Origin of the sequence: Propionispira arboris (genome assembly GCF_900109225.1) — a bacterium.
Classification (GTDB): domain Bacteria; phylum Bacillota; class Negativicutes; order Selenomonadales; family Selenomonadaceae; genus Propionispira; species Propionispira arboris.
Genome location: NZ_FNZK01000024.1, coordinates 1 through 19,154, shown reverse-complemented (window position 1 = coordinate 19,154; position 19,154 = coordinate 1). Strand labels below are relative to the sequence as shown.

Here is a 19,154-nt window from a genome sequence, read left to right as displayed (position 1 = left end):
ATGGCGGAGGAAGCGGGTATGAATATTAGTAAAACGAGTACGGCAAGTGTATTTCAGCCGTATTTACAAAAAAGTGGAACCGGTCAAACGCAGGTTGCCAGTGAACGGGATACGGCAACGATAAGTGCCGCGGCAAGAGATGAGGATGCCTACACGAAATTTGGAAATTCATTTAAACAGGTATTTGGTTTAAATATAAAACTAAAGAGTTCACAGCGCTATCTGGTAAGTGCAAAAAAAGACTTAGAATCTATGAAAAAACAAGATACAGAATTTGCTCTTTATGGTCCAGTATCTGATGAAACACAGGCGCTTCGCGATAAAAAAGAAGATGCTTTGAGTAAGCAAGTGGATACCTATACGAAAGATATCAAAGACTCACAAGATGCTCTAGGTGAAGCGGCGAAAACGATTAATTCTTCCGCGGTGGATGAAATTGAACAACTTGCGGATAAGACTGTTGCAAAAATGTTTGGTGAAAAAGTAAAAGATGATGGTACAACGATTGATTCAATTATTGACAAGTATTATCAACAAAAGCAAGATAGTATGGCATCTATGCTGAATTCCCTGCCAGATGCAAAAAGTTCTATTATACCAACAACAACACATACAATCGATTATTCTGTATAAGGGATGCATCCTTGGCTGTTAATTAGTTGAGAAATCGCTCAAAAAAATTTTGTGAAGTAAGAAAGACAAGTGGATTGTTTATGTTGAGGCATATAAACAATCCACTTTTTCTATTTTGCTCGTAATATTTATGAGTTATGATGGACCAAAAGCATACGTTTGGTATGAAAATTAAAACAAGACATGTTTTTGTCTAGTGCGATACCCCTTACTTTTGAAATAAAAGTATTGAAAACATTGATTTGCACTGTGAAATGTATTCAGACAAAGAACAAAATTATTTTCAAATGAATGTTTTTTGTGAGAGTACATTTTGATGAGAAATCTTTCTTCTTTTCGGCATGTTTTATCATGAAAATAGGTTTAGTAAAATTAAGCACCTATTTTACTGGTGTATTTAAAGAGTTTGGAATTTGCTGATTATTATTGTTTCCAATTAATAGTCTCTGTGAAGAGGACATATAAATTCAATATTTTTATAATTCTTTATATGTTGTGATAAATTCAATATTTTTTTGCAAGAATGTGTATAAAAGAGTAAAATAGTCTATGGTAACAAGACAAATATTGTTTCAATGTTTTATTTCATTACGATTTGAGAGGGGAACGTTTGGTGGAAGAGAAAGAATTAAGCCGTGGGCTGAAAGCACGCCATATTGAATTGATTGCTTTAGGCGGTACGATCGGCGTAGGATTATTCATGGGATCAGCAAGTACGATTAAATGGGCGGGGCCATCCGTGCTGCTTGCGTATGCTTTAGCTGGAGCTGTGATGTTTTTTGTCATGCGTATTATGGGAGAAATGCTCTTTTTAGAACCGGTTACGGGTTCTTTTGCAACATATGCAAATAAGTATATCAGTCCTTGGGCTGGTTATCTGACCGCTTGGTGTTATTGGTTTTTATGGGTAACTGTCGGGATGTCAGAAGTTACGGCCATTGGTATTTATATGAATTATTGGTTTACGGATCTGCCAGCTTGGCTGCCGGCCTTGATTGGTGTGGGCATTGTCGCTGCCGCTAACTTAGCTTCTGTAAAATATTATGGTGAATGTGAATTTTGGTTTGCGTTGATTAAAGTTGTGACTATTTTAGCGATGCTGTTGATTGGCTTTGGTATGATATTTTTTGGCTTTGGCAATGGCGGACAGGCCGTTGGCCTGGGGAATTTGTATAATAACGGTGGATTTTTTGCCGGTGGCTGGCAAGGGTTTGTCTTTGCGCTTTGTCTGGTAACTGCTTCTTACCAAGGGGTTGAATTGGTTGGTATTACAGCTGGCGAAGCACAAGACCCGAAAAATACCCTTAGAAAGGCAACGAAAAATATTATTTGGCGTATTTTGATTTTTTATATTGGAGCAATTTTTGTTATTACAACAATTTATCCATGGGATCAAATTAGCACATTAGGTAGTCCATTTGTTTTGACCTTTGCCAAAATAGGTATTGCGGCAGCGGCTGGAATTATTAATTTTGTGGTGCTTACAGCTGCAATGTCAGGCTGTAATAGCGGAATCTATAGTGCCGGTCGCATGCTTTATACGTTAGCGAAAAATGGACAGGCGCCAAAGTTCTTAGGGAAAATTTCAAAAAATGGTGTCCCGGCGAATGCAATTAAGGTGACGATTGCCTGTTTGCTAGTGGGTGTCTTGTTAAATTATATCTATCCTCATTCGAAGCTTTTTGTTTATATTTATAGTGCCAGTATTTTGCCGGGGATGATTCCCTGGGTTGTGTTATGCATTAGTCAAATTAAATTTCGGAAAAAATGGGCAGAGAAAATGAAAGATCATCCGTTTAAATCCCTATTTTTCCCAATCAGTAATTATGTTGTAATTGTTTTTTTATGTTTGGTTCTTATTGGGATGTGCTTTAATGAAGAAACGCAGCTATCCTTGTTGGTGGGCGCGGCTTTTTGTATTATTATCACGATTTGCTATTATGCTTTTGGTATTAACAAACAAAATATTGATGAATCGGCAGATGAATCTTTATCTGCTCTGATCGAACGAAAATAAAAAAATGCTTAGGACTGCCTTACAATGTAAGGTAGTCTTTTTTCTAGTGCACCCTAAAAAGTTGTCGGAAATTTTCTGAAAAATATTGAAAAGTTTAAAAGAATGGGCTATAGTGATAATGCTAAACTTGTTTAAAAAATAGTCTTTTTAACATATAAAAAGAGCAGAATGAGGTTGAGTTCGTGAGGACAAATCAAAAAAAATGGAAGCTTTTGCGTGTAGCAGGGTGGGTGCAAAAACTTTTTCAAAATAATTTTGGGTTTATGGGTTTGCTGTTTTTATTGAATTATACGACAATGGCTTGGTCGCTTTGGCGTGCGAAAGAAATAGAACTTGTGATTGGGTATGGATTTAGTCTTTTTATGGCTGTGACGGCAGTGACTATGGTGGTGCAAATTTTTCCTACCGTTAAAATAAAAAAGGTGTTGAAGGGAATTTTGCTTTTCATCAGTGGTCTACCGTTTCTTATTGAAATGTTTGCTATGTATAATTATAAAGCATTAATTGGTGCCGGAATTATCAATGCTGTTTTAGAAACGAACTCGCATGAAGCAGTTGAGTTTTGGAAAATGTACATTGGCTTTCAAGGTGTGGCAGCCGTTGTTGGTATGATTTTATTTTTAGTTTTTGTGCAGCGATATCGTATCTTAGCTCGTATAAAAATAAGTCGGCGCAAACAAAATCGACTGGTGTTTTTATTATTAATCGTAAGCAGCCTTGCAACTCTGCGTATTTGTACAGCTTATGCAGGTTTGCTTGAAAATGGTTCCTTGGACTTGCCTGTACAGCGTACCTATGCATCCATACAGACGGCAGTGAATAATATTGAAGCGTATCAGGAACTGTCTTCGAAACTCAATGTGGAGAGCAGCATTACGGATAATAAAAGTGAGATTCCGCAGGTTGTATTTATTTTAGGGGAGGCAACGAGTCGTCATCACATGCATTTATATGGTTATGATTTACCGAACACACCCAATTTAGATGAACTGAAACGCAAAAATGAAATCAGTGTTTTTACCGATTGTATCAGTCCTCATTCAACAACGGTGGCTGTACTACGCGATTTATTTACCTTTGCGGACTATGAATCGGATAAAGAATGGTATGAGTACAATAATTTGATTGATGTCATGAATAACGCCGGTTACAAGACATTTTGGCTGTCCAATCAGGAAAGTGCAGGTATTTGGGGGAATGTAGCCCAGCTTTATGCCAAACGGAGTACCAAACATGAATTTACGCGGCTGCGTGATTCTCATGAAGATTTTGGCAGTTTAGACGGAGAATTATTTCCGATGCTCGATGGTGCTATGCAAGAACAAGCAGCAAAAAATTTTTATGTGATTCATCTTATGGGGGGACATAGCTTGTATTATAGTCGTTTTCCCTATAGTTTTGCTAAATTTACGAAAGATGATATTACGCGCGAAGCGACAGAGGAACAGAAAATTGTTTTGGCGCAATATGCGAATGCAATCTACTATAACGACTATATTGTAAGTGGTATTATCGATAAGTTCAGCGAGCAGGAAGCACTGGTTATTTATCTGCCAGATCATGGTGAAACGATTTATGACAATAGCAATTTTGCTGGTCATGTGGAAGAAAACCCGAATCGTTATATGCTGGAAGTACCGATGATTATTTGGGCATCGGATCTGTTTAAAGCGAAATATCCGGAAAAATGGCGACAGATTCAAGCTGCTGTAAACAAGCCTTATATGACGGATGATATGATTCATACGGTCTTGGATCTTGTTGACATAAAGACCAGTGAATTTGATCCGGCGAAAAGCATCATTAACTCTCAGTTTGATGCCAGCCGTAAACGGATGGTACAAGGTCGTGACTATGATACAGAGATTAAGCCTGTCAATTAATGTCGTAGTATAAAATTAAATAGTTTGCATATATTCGTTTGTTAAATGTAAGGAGGAAACTATCATGATGATTTATGCCCACCGCGGTGCTCGTGGTTATACACCAGAAAATACGATGGCTGCGTTTCAAAAAGCATTAGAGCTAAAGGTTGATGGTATAGAACTTGATGTACAGATGACCAAAGATGGAGAACTTGTTATTTGTCATGACCATACGATTGATCGCACCAGTAATGGAAGTGGTTGGATTCGTGACTTTACATTGCAAGAGCTCCAGCAATTTGATTTTGGGTCTTGGTATGGAGAGTCTTTTGTAGGAATCAAAATCGCAACATTCATTGAGTTTTTTACATGGTATGTAAAAACGCCTTTGTATTTAAATATTGAAATCAAAAATGGCCCAGTCATTTACGAAGGCATTGAAGAAAAATTAGTTCATATCATGAAAACAATTGCACCGAAGGATTTTGACCTTTATGGTAGACTCAACATATCTTCGTTTTATCACCCTTCTTTATGTAAAATTAAAGAGTTAGATAATCATTTTAAAACAGGCGTATTATTTTCCTGTTATCCGGTGGATGTTCTTAGCTTCATCAAACAAACAAACGCCGATTACCTGCATTCACATTGGTATTATCTTGATGCAAAATGGATCAAGATAGCACATGATGCTGGAATCGGCGTTAATAGTTATACAGTGAATACTTTGGAAGAATTTAACTTTGTCAAGAAGCTAAACATTCAGGGGATTTTTAGCGATTATCCAGATTGTTGGTTAAAGCGATAGTTGTACAATAGCCATAGACTTTTCGCTACCTTTGGCAAAAATATGCAAATCACCTTTACCCGGTATCACAAATAGAATTTCGCTGATTTTTGGCAAAGTTTGTGGTACTGGGATTTTTATAGCTATTTTTTCATGTCCCACGTCACAATGAATAATGGCTTCGGAACCGATATTTTCTACAATCAATACTTGGGCTGAAAAAGAATTGGGAGTTTTTTCGGTGCACAGGTGCAGATTTTCAGGACGTATACCAAGATAAATTTCTGACGCTGCTTCACCTCGACCTTGTAGGTTTAGTGCAAAACCATCGCCTTGGAAAATAAGATTTTCTTCATTTTTAACAATAGAGCCACTTAAAAATTGCATGGGCGGCGCACCGATGAATTCGGCAACAAACCGATTGACGGGTCGATTATATAAGTCGATCGGTTTTCCTATTTGCTGAACAAAACCATCTTTCATAATGACGATTCGAGTCCCCATCGTCATCGCTTCGACTTGATCATGGGTTACGTAGACGATGGTGGTCTTGAGCTTATTGTGTAAAGCAATCAGTTCAGCACGTGTTTGAACACGGAGCTTGGCATCGAGATTACTGAGTGGTTCATCCATAAGGAATACCTTAGGCTGCCGCACAATAGCCCGACCTAATGCTACCCGTTGCTGCTGACCGCCAGACAGTTCACGGGGATATCGTTTAAGCAAATCTTTCAGTCCTAACATTGTAGCTGCTTTTTCAACGGCAGCTGCAATTTGTGACTTTGATAATTTACGCAGTTTTAAGGCGTAGGACATATTATCATATACATTCATATGTGGATATAAAGCATAATTTTGAAAAACCATCGCAATATCACGATCTTTAGGTTCGCAATTTGTAATATCTTTTTCATCAAGGAACAGCTGTCCGGCACTTGGTGTCTCTAAGCCCGCTAATATTCGCAGTGTCGTTGTTTTGCCACAGCCGGAGGGACCAACCAGTACGAGAAATTCACCATCTTCTATTGTTAAGTCAAATGGCGCTACGGCAATATGATCTGTAAATGATTTGCTTATTTGTTGTAGTTTTATTGTAGCCATGGGCAATTCCTTTCTACTTGGTTGTTTGATTATATCGTTCGATTGCACCGTTTACCGTATCAGATGCTTTCTGAAGTGCATCACGCGGCGTACTCTGTCCATTTAATACTTGTTCGATCGCGCTTTCAATTTCTTGGCGTGACTGCGTAAATACACCAAGCAAGCCACCCTGCGTATTACGATTAATTGGCGTATTGTGAAGCTGTTCAATCGCAACTTTAAATTGTGGATATTTTTCCTCATATTTTTTCAAGTCCGGGTCATCATATGCTGCTTTTGTTACTGGGAAGTAGCCTGTTTTTATATGCCAAAATGCTTGTTGTTTTGCTGCTGTCATGAATTTAATGAATTCCCAGGAGGCTTTTTCTTCAGGGTCTGAATGACCGGCAAGCATCCAGAGCGAAGCGCCGCCAATGATAACTCCACCGTCTTTTGCATCAGCTGGATGCGGCATAAACCCTGTACCTACGTCAAATTTTCCATTCACACCGTCCATGATATCACCAAGATTTCCAGTAGAATCAATTGTCATGGCTGTCTGACCGGCAATGAAGGCTTTTAATGTATCCGCTGTCTTTCGACCCATATTGGAAGCCGTACCATCTTTGACCATACCGGACCACCAAGCTAGTGTTTTTTCGCCTTGTGGTGAATTAAAAGAAACAGCAGTTGTCAGGCTGTCACGACCATTCCCATTGTTTGTATAAGGAGCGTTTTGTTCAGCCAAAAATTGTTCGAAAAACCAACCATAAATAGCTACTGAAAGCCCTGGTCTTGTAACAGTACCATTGGCATCTCTATTAGTCAGTTTTTGAGCCGCAGCTGTAACGTCTTCAAATGTTTTTGGCGAGTTTTCTGGATCTAATCCCGCTTCTTTAAACATTGTTTTGTTATAATATAAAATTGGTGTGGATGTATTAAATGGCATCGAATATAGTTTATTATCGACGGTATAATAGGCTAATATATTTGGTTCATAAGTGGACATATCAAATTTTTCCTGGTCAATCCATTTTTGAACAGGGATGACAGCTTTGCTGTCAATCATAAAACGTGTGCCAATATCATATACCTGCATTACATTTGGTGTCCCTTTCGAAGGGATGGATTGTTTCAATTTGTTAATGGCTGAATCATAATCACCTTGAAATACAGCTTCAACCTGAATATCGGGATGGGAGGAATTGAATTCATCAACGAGTGTTTTTGTGGCTTCACCGACTTTGCCACCGACTGCATACCAAAAAACGATTTTTACAGGTTTGTTTTCAGAGACAGGTTCAGTTTTTGTGCCGCAGCCACTGATGGCAAATACTGTAATAATAAGTGTTGCGAAAGTAATTAATTTTTTTAAAAAGCTTTTTGTCATTTTGTCACATCCTCATATTTTATCTTTAACCTTTTGTAGATCCTGCAGTCAGCCCTCGGACTAATTGTTTTTGCCCTAAGACCAGTAATAGGATGGTAGGTAAAGATACAAGCACGATACCTGCCATTGTCGTATTCCAAGAGATTCCTTGATCCCATTGCAGCATGGCTAAACCAATTTGTACCGTTCGCATAGTATCGGTATTGGTTATTAATAAAGGCCACAGATATTGATTATATGTAGTTAAAAAAGCATATATCGTTAATGTAGCCAGAGCCGGGCGCGATAATGGCAATACCATCGTGATAAAAAAACGGAAATGCCCACAGCCATCCATGCGGGCAGCTTCAAAAATTTCTCGCGGTAAAGTTTGAAAATATTGCCGCAATAAAAAAGTGCCAAAAGCTGAAGCAAAAAACGGTACGGAAAGTCCTTGATAGGTGTCCAGCCATTCCAAGGACCGTATTGTAAAATAATTCGGTATAATGGTAGCTTCCCAAGGAATCATCATGGTAGAGAGAAATAAGGAAAATAGTAATTTTTTATAAGGAAACTCTAAAAAAGCAAAAGCGAAAGCCGCTAAACTACAGGTAAATACCTGTCCGGCTGTAACTAAAATAGAAACAATAAAACTGTTTAAAATGAAATGGAAAATGGGAGCAGTAGCAATAGCTTTGCTATAACTGTCGGTATAAAAGCCCGAAGGAATAAATTGGGGCGGGAAAGTCGCAGCTTCTGATGCAGTCTCAAAACTGACGGCAACAGCATATAAAAAAGGTGCTAGAATGAAAAAAGCGGCTGCTGTTAAAAAGAAATATCGAAGGATATCTTTCATCGATAAAACACCTTTCTTTCCAATAACCAGAATTCAAATAAAGTAAGAAGCAGGATGATAAAGAATAATATAATCGATTCTGCACTAGCATAACTATAATTTAAGTTAAAAAAACCCTCTCGATAAATTGAATACACAATTACATTGGTGCTTTCGGATGGTCCGCCCTGGGTTAAAATATTAATTTCACCAAAAGTCTGCATGGAATTAATAATAGAAACAATAAAAACAAAAAAGCTCGTTGGAGATAAAAGCGGCAAGGTAATGTCGATGAATTGCCGCCAGGGAGAGGCACCGTCCATTCCAGCACTTTCATATAAGTGCTTGGGAATGGATTGCAATCCGCCCAGGAAAATAATGATGTTAAACCCCAGACCACGCCAAATTGCCACGAGGGAAACAGAGATAAGAGCCCAATTTGGATCGGCTAGCCAAGAAATGGCCGGTAGATGAAATATTTGCAGAAAATAAGCAAAAACTCCGGCCGTTGGATTGAAAAGCATCATGAAAATCATGGATGCGCCAGCGACGGCAATCGATAAGGGAAAGGCAAAAATTGTCTGAAAAACAGCAATACCTCGCAGCTGCCAATTTGCAATATAGGCAAGACCCAGCGCAATTAGCATACCAGGCAATACAGTGTATATTGTAAATAGCACGGTTGCCCATAAGCTATGAAGGAACTGCAATGAAGAAAACATGTCGATATAGCGTTGAAAGCCTATATATATTGTTTCTTGTCCGATTAAATCAGTATTGAAGAGACTGAGCTGGATTGATTTTAATAAAGGATAGAATACAAAACATATAAACAATAAAAGGGAGGGAGCTAAATAGGATAAACCTTGAACCAGTGGCCATAGACTCTTCTTTTGGGGGGGAATAAACAATAAAGATCACCTCTCAGATCGCAGTATACTATTTTTTATTACGGTAAAAGCATAGCACGCTATGCGGATAATCATGTTATTAATTTGTTAAATAATACTTAAATTTCTGTTAAGAGTGAACATATAATATAGGCTGCATGAAAGGATACTGCGTTATATTACGGGGGTTTGGTTAAACTATAATGGGTAAAGCAAAGTGCTTGAAAATAGATATATTTCAAGAAGGACAAGGAAATGTCCCTGAATATAGCGAAGTAAATACAGCAGGATGGATTTTTTTATAAATAAGAAGTAAATCTGGTAATGACAGAGAATTTAAAACTGTATATGAAATATATTTTAAGGGAGTTGTTATAATGCAAAAAGATTTCCATTATGATGTAGTTTATGTTTTAGCACAATGGGCAGGCTATAGTGCAGTTGAATCGGATACGATAGCGCATAGCTCACAATATGTTGATGATGCCATTCACTCTGGTGTCGTCAAATTTACCAATGGAGCAATGTTTTCCAGGGTGAGTTCAGCTCATTCAGCTTTTGATCTATGCCATAATATAAATGAAATTGAAGATCAGTTTGTATGGGTTCCTTTTCATTTTTTACCAGGAAACTTAGGCTTACCTGCTGGACAGGCAGCGGAACAAGACATGACAGATCGCTTGATTTGCTATCCCAACAGCTATGTAGGTCGTGAAATGATATTGGAATGCCTAAAGCAAAAAGGCAGCCGAACAGAGCTGCATCGTTTGGGTATTACCCTGCATATCTATGCCGATAGCTGGGCACATCAAGGGTTTTCAGGGATCATCAGTAAAAAGAACCAAATAAAAAATCTGCAATATAAAGAAAGTGGTACCGGAATTATAAAAACTGTTGATGAATTTATTCTTAAAGCGGAAGATAAAACCCATGCTTGGATCAATAAATATCTGCCACTCGGTCATGGGGCTGTATTCACATATCCGGATTTACCTTATGTGAGCGAATGGTCTTTTGAATATGAAGATGGCAGAAATCCGGGCGCCGGAACGGAAAACTTTATGAAGCGCAATAACATAGAGATTTTTATTGATGCAGCGAACCATATTTATAAAACACTATGTTTATTCAAACAAGGCACGATTCCTGAAGATATTGAAACAATGTTTGATACGACTATTGGGCTTTCGGCGGAACAAGAACAAATTTTGCGGAAAACATTTACCAATTTTACGGGTCATGAAACAGAGGTGCGGCATACTGACTGGCAGCGAGAAATAAATAGTCATTCGATTCCTGGTGTTGATGAAATTCCAGAATATTATAAGCAAGGTGAAAAATCATGGGAATATCTGGCGTTGGGAACAGAATTGGATGTTCATCAACTTGAGCAGACTGTCGAATATAGCGATGCTTTTCTTCTGTCGGATTGGAAATTATTTCATGATGCTTTGCAAATTCACCGCACCTATATCTTAAATGAATTGCTGCCGAAATATGGGATTTGCGCGGTGTAAAGGGCTCTTTTATTTTGATGGTTTATGATAAGCTAGACAAAAGTTCTATTTTTTGTATGAAAAATGAATTTTTATTAAGTATTTTGCAAAACAACCGATAACTATATTGAAGCGATTGAACTGTATTTAGGTAATTAATAGAATTGAAGTATCTCTCTATATAGAATTGAATTAAATATTTTATATGGCAATCGTCAGGAATTGGATATAGGGTTGAGTGGCATTATGGAGGACGTAAACGATGCCCTATAGCCAATTCCTGACAGCCTAATACGTTATAATTTCTTTAATGCATTATATATAAATATATAATATTGATTTTGCTGTGCATTGAGGGATATCAATGCTCTTGATTGAAGGGAGACATGGATGTATGGCAGCTAAATTAATGCCAGTAGACAATTTGATACCAGGAATGATTTTGGCGGATGCGGCACTTTCACTAAATGGAAAGGTATTACTCGGTAAAGGTGTAGACCTGACACCGCGACATATCACTTTATTGATAACTTGGGATGTCCAAAGTGTTTTTGTTGATTCAACCGAAGCAGAGGCTGAACCAGTGGAAACGTTAACAGAAAGACCGACTGAAAGTCTAGAGTGTTTAGCTTGTTTAAATGAGCAGAATGAAATTGTTCAAACGGTAGGCGTGAATTTTGATATTGTTCGTAAATTTGATATTATTCCGGTTGCACAGATAAGAAATTCAGTGCAGCTTATTTGTTCGGCAATTAGTCCGGTTCATAGTTTTGAAGTGATGAATGCCTTACTTATTAACCAAGCGACATTGACCGACTTTATTCCTCGTCATTCTGTTATGGTAGCTTATTTTTCAGGGATGATTGCCCATCAGCTAAAGTGGAGTGAAGCTGATATTGCGGGCGTTGTCATGGCAAGTTTGCTGCACGATATAGGGAATTTATCAATGCATTCAATTGATGATTTGCGGACAAAAACTGATTTTGCAAAAACAGCAGCGTTGCTAAAAAAGACACAAGGCCTTTCCAATCAGGTTATTTTGGGGATTGTACAGCACCGAGAACGTTCGGATGGTGGTGGATATCCAACTGGTGCACAAGGCGATAAGATTCACCCTTATGCCAGAGTCATTGGCGTAGCTGATTTTTTTCATAATGTAGCTTATAAGGATACGTGTAATAATCCATTTCCTGTCTTAGATACACTTACGGCAGGTATGTTTGATAAATTTGATTTGAAAATTTGCATGATTTTTATTGGCCAAATAAAGAACAGCTTGCTTAACAATCGGATTATGCTTTCGAATGGAAAAGAAGCGCAAATCGTCTTTTTTAATTCTAGTGCCTATAGCTTACCGATTGTAAAAACATTGGATGGAGAATTTATTGATTTATCCAAAAATACAAATATTCATATTGCAAAAATGATATCACCATTTTGATAATTCATTTTAGTAGATACCGTAAGGTGTAGTGAAACTAAAAAAGATAACTCATAATTCTTTTATAGAATACGAGTTATCTTTTTGTTATTTATGTTCTTTTTCTTGTAGTGCGCCTTGAATGCCTAACAGTAAGGTCTGTATTACTTTATTAACGAATCGATCGTTCACTGGTTCATGAGTTATTAACAATCGATAAAAAATTGGGGCATAAATCAAATCAATTGATAACTCAATATCGATATCTGCCCTAAATTCACCCGAGGCAATGCCTCGTTTTAAAATATGATGAGAATCAAGACGACGTGGCTTGAAATAGCGTTGTAAGTAAGCTTCTGCCAGGCCGGTATCGGATTGTCCATGACCAATTAAGGCAGTTAAGATTTTACCTTCGTGCGTATTTAAAAAATTTGCCAAGTTTGTTGCCTGCAGCGTAATATCTTTAATCGCTGATCCAGTATCAGGCGGCGGAAGTTTTGCCGAAGCCGTTGCCATAAAGCTGTCCATGATTACCGCGGCTTTATTTGGCCACCATTTATAGATTGTGGCTTTACTAACTTTGGCTCGTTCCGCTATTTTATCAACGGTTATCGCAGCAAAATTATTTTCGAGCAGTAAATCATAGGAAGCGGCTAGTATAGCTTGTTCTGTCTGTGCACTACGGGGGCGTCCAGTTTTTTTATTCAATAAAATACCTCCCAATTTATGGCCTGTATTATAAAACTATACGTACATTATATAAAATAAAATTAAATTTGGAAAGCGAATAAAAAAATACTTTACAAAACTGAACGTTTAGTTTATTATTAAATTAATAAAACTAAACGTTCAGTTTTGTAAAAGAAATAATAATGAATAGAGGTAGGAATAATGAATATAAAATCTCAGGAAAATCAAAAAATTCCGCAGTGGTTGATGCTTATGCTGGCAATAGCCTGTGGTGTTATTGTAGCAAATTTATATTTTGCGCAGCCGCTCATCGGACCAATCAGCCTAGCGTTAGGCATTTCACCACAGCTATCAGGAATGATTGTTACGTTGACACAAATTGGTTATGGACTAGGGCTTCTGTTTATCGTGCCGTTGAGTGATCTGATCGAAAATAGAAAATTAATTTTGTCCGTATTGGTGATTCTGTTACTGGCATTGGTGGCTCTCGTCGTAATTCCAACAGCAAACATATTTTTCATCGCATCTTTTTTTATTGGAATAGGTGCGGTTGCTGTTCAAATTTTAGTTCCGTATGCGGCGTATCTCAGCTCCGATGAGCAACGCGGTCGGGCTGTAGGAAATGTAATGAGTGGTTTACTATTTGGTATTATGCTGGCCAGACCAGTAGCCAGCTTTATTACGGCAGCCTGGGATTGGAACGCAGTCTTTATTTTAGCGGCAGTTTTGATTGTATTGATCATGGTCATGCTTAGAAAATATCTTCCTGAACGAAAGCCAGTACCTACGATGAAGTATGGACAACTGATCAAATCGTTATGGGGCCTTTTTACAACAATTTCTATTTTAAGACGTCGTGCCATCTACCAAGCTTTTTTATTCAGTGCCTTTAGTCTTTTTTGGACTGTTATGCCTTTGTGGCTGGTAGATGCGTTTGCTTTATCACAAAATGGTATAGCTTTGTTTTCTTTAGCTGGAGTTGCTGGTGCGCTTGCCGCTCCAATTGCGGGAAGACTTGCTGACCGAGGATGGACACGTTGCTTGACGGGGGCAGCTTTTATACTTGGATCATTCGCCTTTTTGTTAACACATTTTTTGCAAGATACGGTTTTTGCTTTACCTATTTTGGTTGTGGCTGCTATTGTGTTAGATATGGCGGTTTCTGGAAATTTAATTTTAGGACAGCGAGCTATTTATTCTTTAGGAAGTGAAATACGAGGCCGGCTGAATGGTATTTTTATGGCAATATTTTTCCTCGGCGGAGCGGTTGGTTCTGCTATAGGCGGCTGGTCTTATGCACAGTATGGATGGTTTTTTACATCTATAATTGGGCTGAGCATGCCGCTGGCTGCCTTTGTTTATTATCTTACAGAACAAAAAAATAAAGCATGAACAATTTTTCCTTGCTATAAACTATATCTTTATACAACAAGGGCTGTGCAGCCGCAGATTTATTTGCAGATGTACAGCCTCTTTTTTATTTGGGATGTTTAAACTTTTGATGGGCAAAATCCAAAATAGGTTTTTCTAGGTAGTACCATGATAAAGAAGCAATTGCATAGGTTAAGAGTAAAGAAATTCCCATAATAGTGATCCAGCTGGAAAAATCTTTGAGGGGAGATGGAATATGGTTTGGTGCAGCAAATACCATTACAAGTGTCATGATAATATAATGCCAAATGTAAATGCCAAAGGAAATTTTAGCGGTATAACGAGAAAATGGGTTATCTAGAATATGACCAATAATTTTACTATAAGGAACTGTTGCAACGACTATTCCTATGCTTAAAGCAAGAAATGGATAATAATATGGTTGATTTTGCCAGCTGAAACCAAAATCAGGGGTTGTTTTTTGTGTCCATAAAATCATTATAAATGAAAAAAGTCCAACAAGGGAAAGTAAATCAAAAAAATGAAAACCAGCTAATTTTTCTCGAATTATTTGATGTTTACTGAACCATACCAAAAAGCCCGCAGCAAAAATTCCGATTATATAGTGAGCGAAAAACCCAATTGGATTGTAATTCGGCATCCAATATTTGGCGCCCCCCACAACACCATATTGCCAGCCCCGGTTAATGTTATCCGGCTGGCAATACATTTGAATGAGGCTGTTTAAACCAAAAATTACCAGCAATACAATAAACCAATAATACAGGGCTTTGCGAAAGGTATGGCGTTTTCCTAAGTAAAATAAGCCAGTCATGAAAAATGGCAGAAGTATATATGAAAAAACCTCAAAACTAATGGACCATAAGGGACCGTTTAGTTCTGGTACAGGGAAAAACGTTGTATAATGGAATCCACCAGTAAACGTAAGGGCAGTTAGGAAGCGCAAAAGGCGGTTTGGTGAATTTGGCAAAAATAACATTTCCAATAACAGAGACGCGGCTATGACAAGATAAAACCCAGGTACAATACGAGCGGCCCGTCGCAAGGTATACTCTCGTAAATTCGGCAGCGGTTGATTGTCTAAATAGTGCTTCCAAAAAGGATAGGCAAGCAAGGTGCCGCTTAAAACAAAAAAATACTGACGCCGGATGGTGCTGTAATCCAAAAAGCTCGCTGGAGCGCCGCTAAAAATTCATTGGTTGCTGGTACACCAAAACGTTGTACCATGTGATGAAAAACTACCAGCAAGCAGGCAATGGTTCTTATACCATCCAATCCTAAAAACCTTGACATGTTGTAGATCACCTCAATTTATTTATGAATATACTAGTTTACACTATAGCACTGAGCTAAAAGGTATTCTATAGATTTAACACCTTTTGGAGTGCTGTTTCAATATTGAATAAAAAATCATAAATATGCTGAAATAATATTACACGATTTTGCTTTTTTCGTTAAAATAAATAGTTTTTTCATAATTCTTACGTAAGATTATTCATCTAGCTATAGTTTGTAAATTTTCAACAGGAAAATAAAAAATATCTTAGAAGGACAAAAGGGCTTTGATGTGGTATTCTAGATAATAACATCCTTTGTTTTGAATTGATTGTAATTATTTCGTATTGATTTTGAATAAGGGGAGATGTAGTAGGACAGAGGTGTTTTGTTATGCAGAAGGTTCTTGTATTTATAGGAGTTTTTTTTGCTTGCTTTTATGCTAGTGCATATGGTGCCAGCTGGCAGGGACTGCCTGATGGAATTTGTGCAAAGTATGCTGCCCAGGAATTTGAAAAAATTGCACCTCAACCAGGCGTAAATTGGTTGAAATACAATTATGATTGGGTACTGCAGGCAAGGCAGGCAGGCTGGGTTGTTAAGACGAGCGTTCGAGATGTGATACCAGGTGCTATTGTTGAGTGGCAGGGACTTAAACGTGATGGCGGTCATGTTGCAATCGTAAGGCGAGTTTTGGCAAATCGTATTATAGTGGAAGAAATGAACGTAGGAACTACTACGGGAACGGCTGTGTATAATTTTGGCGGGGAAAGCCATCAATCACCAGTGACGGATGGCTGGAATAAAATCAGCATACGTTCTATTTTATATAGTGATCTTTTGAAAATGGATAATAAAAAATTTATGGGATATATCTGGCCGGTACGACAAAGTGACTATGAGCAAAATCCAGATAAATATACAGTGTCTTCTGTGGATCAGCTGAAGACGAAAGAACCTCGTTATAAGAGCTTCAAAGAATATTGGGCGCCAACATATATGATTAAGGAATTTGATAAAATAGCACCAGCTCCTGGAGCCAATTGGACTGGTAATGTGAAAGAATGGATTCAAAATGCTCAGGCGGCAGGCTGGGTGACGGCTTTAGACTGTAATGAAGTACAAATCGGCACAATCACGATACAATATAACCCAGTGGACAAATTAGTTAAGGTTGGTCTTATCTGTGCGATCAAGAAAGATTTGCTTACGCTTGACTTACGAAAAAGCGATTTGTCACCTTTTCGCGAAACTGTAACAACAAGTGATTTGCAAAAGCCGGATAAAGAAGGCTATCTGCTGCTTGGGTGTATTTTGCCAGTAAGGCAAAACCCTTTAGGGCTTCCAACAAATAGCATCAATAAATAGATTGATTAAAATAAAAGCTGGAGATGTTTTTCGTCTCTAACTTTTATTTTTTTTAATAATGGCTGATTATCAGAAAATATAATACTTTTAACGATTTTTTTGTGTATTGTGTATAAAATGAAAAAATTTATTAGAAAATGCTATGAAACTGGGTGGTATTTTTTTTATTTTAGGCGTATAATAACGTGAAAGCATCGCTTTGATAGTTTAATTCTATCGATAAAGACAATTTTAATGGGTTAAGCGTAAAAGGAGGCCGATATTCTAAGAAGACTTTTTGCAAAGCAGCAGAATGCGCCAATTTGTGAATATAAGCACTTTCATATATAGCGCGATAGTTTTTATAGGAAGATATGTAACAGGTTTTATGTGTATACGAATTCATATGAGCTGAAAGCAGGTGTAGTCATTTTGAAAAAAGATTTTTTTAAATCATTGCATTTTCAGGTTTTTGCGTCTATTATCATTGGGATTTTAGTGGGATATTTATATCCGTCTGTTGGTGAAAGTATGAAACCTTTAGGGGATGCATTTATAAAACTTATTAAAATGATTATTGGACCAATTATTTTTTGTACAATTGTTTGTGGAATAGCAGGCATGGGCGATATGAAAAAAGTTGGACGTGTGGGTGGTAAAGCTTTGCTTTATTTTGAAGCGGTTACAACGAGTTCACTTTTTTTTGGCATTTTTTTAGTGAATTGGCTGCAACCAGGGGTTGGCATGAATGTAGATGCTAGTACATTGGACTCTGCCTCGGTAGCAATGTACACAACGGGCGCGCAAACCCACACGGTCGGTGAGTTTTTTATGAATATTATTCCAAATACCGTAGTGGATGGTTTTGCGAAAGGTGAAATTTTACAGATCCTCTTATTTTCGGTTATGTTTGGCTGGGCTTTATCAAAGTTTGGTGAAAAAGGCAAAATGCTTTTAGGCGTAATTGGTGATGTATCTCGTGTGTTTTTTGGTATTGTTGATCTTATTATGCGTTTGGCACCAATTGGTACATTCGGGGCGATGGCTTTTACAATCGGTAAATATGGGATTGCATCCTTAGGTCCTTTGATGAAGTTATTAGGAACTTTTTACTTTGCTTGTTTCTTATTTATTGTTTTGGTTGTTTGGCCGATTGCCAAATGGGCAGGAATTAGTTTTACAAAATATATTGCTTATTTTAAAGAAGAATTATTGGTCGTGTTTGGTACAGCATCTTCCGAAAGTGTTTTACCTCGTATGATGGAAAAATTGGAACGAGTTGGCTGCTCCAAATCGATTGTAGGGCTTGTTATACCAACGGGCTATTCATTTAATTTAGATGGGACATCTATTTATTTGACAGTTGCAGCTATCTTTTTAGCGCAGGCTACGAATACCGATCTTACGTTTATGCAGCAATTTACAATTATTGCAGTTTTGCTTTTAACATCAAAAGGTGCTTCGGGTGTTACCGGCAGTGGGTTTATTGTATTGGCGGCAACCTTATCGACCATTCCTTCCATTCCGGTAGGCGCATTGGCCCTTATCTTTGGCGTAGATCGTTTTATGACACAAGGTCGTGCACTTACAAATCTCATTGGCAATGGAATTGCTACCTTTGTTGTGGCAAAATGGGAAAATGAATTAGATGTAGAAAAGCTTCAAAACGTGATGTATGAGCATAAAGAACCGGAAGTAGAGCCGGCTCATACTGTATAGAATTCATTGAATGAAAAAGGGGCTGTGAAATAATGCCCCTATAAAAACAAAAGAGGATCACTAGCTCGAAAGAGCCGCTGATCCTCTTTTTGTGTTAAAATTTTACATAGCACATGAAAAATTCAAACATACATTATTTTAAAACAAAACAGGCAGTTTTGCCACTGTTTATTTCAGATTATCTGAATATCTGTGATCCCGTGCTGGTTTTTGACCGATTTATGGAGGAAATCGACTTGGAGAAATACCTGAAAAATGTTCCAGCTCACTTTGCTGGACGTATCAGGTATAACCCGACCAGCATGTTGAAAACAATCTTATTCGGATTTATGACAAATG

The 19,154-nt window shown here is 37.7% G+C and carries 17 protein-coding genes; 10 read left to right on the top strand and 7 right to left on the bottom strand.

Features of this window, described 5'->3' with window-relative positions; genetic code table 11:
• The first annotated feature begins 18 nt into the window (after window positions 1–18).
• From BMY14_RS18325 to BMY14_RS18310, 4 genes are all read left to right on the top strand, one after another.
• Entirely contained in the window at window positions 19–633 is a 615-nt protein-coding gene (locus tag BMY14_RS18325; RefSeq protein WP_245741483.1) for a hypothetical protein, read from the top strand.
• Between the two features lie 613 nt (window positions 634–1,246).
• A complete protein-coding gene (locus BMY14_RS18320) occupies window positions 1,247–2,650 on the top strand; it encodes an amino acid permease (RefSeq protein WP_091835112.1) in 1,404 nt (467 codons plus the stop codon).
• 182 nt (window positions 2,651–2,832) lie between these two features.
• Window positions 2,833–4,533, top strand: a complete 1,701-nt coding sequence (locus tag BMY14_RS18315) for a phosphoethanolamine transferase family protein (RefSeq protein WP_091835109.1) — start codon at window positions 2,833–2,835, stop codon at window positions 4,531–4,533.
• Between the two features lie 64 nt (window positions 4,534–4,597).
• Entirely contained in the window at window positions 4,598–5,323 is a 726-nt protein-coding gene (locus BMY14_RS18310) for a glycerophosphodiester phosphodiesterase (protein WP_091835106.1), read from the top strand.
• On the opposite strand, the gene BMY14_RS18305 is transcribed toward BMY14_RS18310, so the two are convergent.
• From BMY14_RS18305 to BMY14_RS18290, 4 genes are read right to left on the bottom strand one after another with little or no spacing between them, the layout of a single operon-like run.
• On the bottom strand, window positions 5,312–6,403 hold the full coding sequence (locus BMY14_RS18305) for an ABC transporter ATP-binding protein (RefSeq protein ID WP_091835103.1): 1,092 nt from the start codon (window positions 6,401–6,403) through the stop codon (window positions 5,312–5,314). The genes BMY14_RS18310 and BMY14_RS18305 overlap by 12 nt on opposite strands.
• 13 nt (window positions 6,404–6,416) lie before the next feature.
• Window positions 6,417–7,772 (bottom strand): ABC transporter substrate-binding protein, encoded by a 1,356-nt coding sequence (locus tag BMY14_RS18300; protein ID WP_091835101.1) that lies wholly within the window; start codon window positions 7,770–7,772, stop codon window positions 6,417–6,419.
• A 25-nt stretch (window positions 7,773–7,797) separates the two neighbouring features.
• Window positions 7,798–8,607, bottom strand: coding sequence for a carbohydrate ABC transporter permease (locus tag BMY14_RS18295; protein ID WP_091835098.1), 810 nt, complete (start codon window positions 8,605–8,607; stop codon window positions 7,798–7,800).
• Entirely contained in the window at window positions 8,604–9,266 is a 663-nt protein-coding gene (locus BMY14_RS18290) for a carbohydrate ABC transporter permease (protein WP_245741479.1), read from the bottom strand. Before BMY14_RS18290 ends, BMY14_RS18295 begins: the two co-directional genes overlap by 4 nt.
• A gap of 587 nt (window positions 9,267–9,853) precedes the next feature.
• On the opposite strand from BMY14_RS18290, the gene BMY14_RS18285 reads away from it, so the two are divergent.
• Both BMY14_RS18285 and BMY14_RS18280 read left to right on the top strand, forming a co-directional pair.
• The gene (locus tag BMY14_RS18285; RefSeq protein WP_091835092.1) at window positions 9,854–10,993 is read left to right on the top strand and encodes a DUF6765 family protein; all 1,140 of its coding nucleotides are present in this window, start codon (window positions 9,854–9,856) and stop codon (window positions 10,991–10,993) included.
• A gap of 373 nt (window positions 10,994–11,366) precedes the next feature.
• Entirely contained in the window at window positions 11,367–12,413 is a 1,047-nt protein-coding gene (locus BMY14_RS18280) for an HD-GYP domain-containing protein (RefSeq protein WP_177177664.1), read from the top strand.
• Between the two features lie 87 nt (window positions 12,414–12,500).
• On the opposite strand, the gene BMY14_RS18275 is transcribed toward BMY14_RS18280, so the two are convergent.
• Window positions 12,501–13,100 carry a TetR/AcrR family transcriptional regulator gene (locus BMY14_RS18275; RefSeq protein ID WP_091835086.1) on the bottom strand — a complete coding sequence of 200 codons (600 nt, stop codon included), beginning with the start codon at window positions 13,098–13,100 and terminating at the stop codon, window positions 12,501–12,503.
• Between the two features lie 183 nt (window positions 13,101–13,283).
• Between BMY14_RS18275 and BMY14_RS18270 the strand changes: the two genes are divergently transcribed.
• The gene (locus tag BMY14_RS18270) at window positions 13,284–14,474 is read left to right on the top strand and encodes an MFS transporter (protein WP_091835082.1); all 1,191 of its coding nucleotides are present in this window, start codon (window positions 13,284–13,286) and stop codon (window positions 14,472–14,474) included.
• Window positions 14,475–14,559: 85 nt separating this feature from the next.
• Here BMY14_RS18270 and BMY14_RS18265 read toward each other — a convergent pair whose 3' ends face one another.
• Together BMY14_RS18265 and BMY14_RS20695 are read right to left on the bottom strand one after the other, a co-directional pair.
• The gene (locus BMY14_RS18265) at window positions 14,560–15,639 is read right to left on the bottom strand and encodes an acyltransferase family protein (protein WP_177177663.1); all 1,080 of its coding nucleotides are present in this window, start codon (window positions 15,637–15,639) and stop codon (window positions 14,560–14,562) included.
• Entirely contained in the window at window positions 15,597–15,767 is a 171-nt protein-coding gene (locus tag BMY14_RS20695; RefSeq protein WP_177177662.1) for a hypothetical protein, read from the bottom strand. Before BMY14_RS20695 ends, BMY14_RS18265 begins: the two co-directional genes overlap by 43 nt.
• Before the next feature lie 375 nt (window positions 15,768–16,142).
• Here BMY14_RS20695 and BMY14_RS18260 point away from each other — a divergent pair, with 375 nt between their 5' ends.
• The 3 genes from BMY14_RS18260 to BMY14_RS18250 form a co-directional block, all read left to right on the top strand.
• Window positions 16,143–17,117 carry a CHAP domain-containing protein gene (locus BMY14_RS18260; RefSeq protein ID WP_091835076.1) on the top strand — a complete coding sequence of 325 codons (975 nt, stop codon included), beginning with the start codon at window positions 16,143–16,145 and terminating at the stop codon, window positions 17,115–17,117.
• A 411-nt stretch (window positions 17,118–17,528) separates the two neighbouring features.
• Complete coding sequence (locus BMY14_RS18255; RefSeq protein WP_091835198.1) at window positions 17,529–18,815, top strand: dicarboxylate/amino acid:cation symporter; 1,287 nt, start codon at window positions 17,529–17,531, stop codon at window positions 18,813–18,815.
• A gap of 113 nt (window positions 18,816–18,928) precedes the next feature.
• Window positions 18,929–19,154: transposase (locus BMY14_RS18250; RefSeq protein WP_483878443.1), on the top strand; the 226-nt coding region annotated here is incomplete at its 3' end.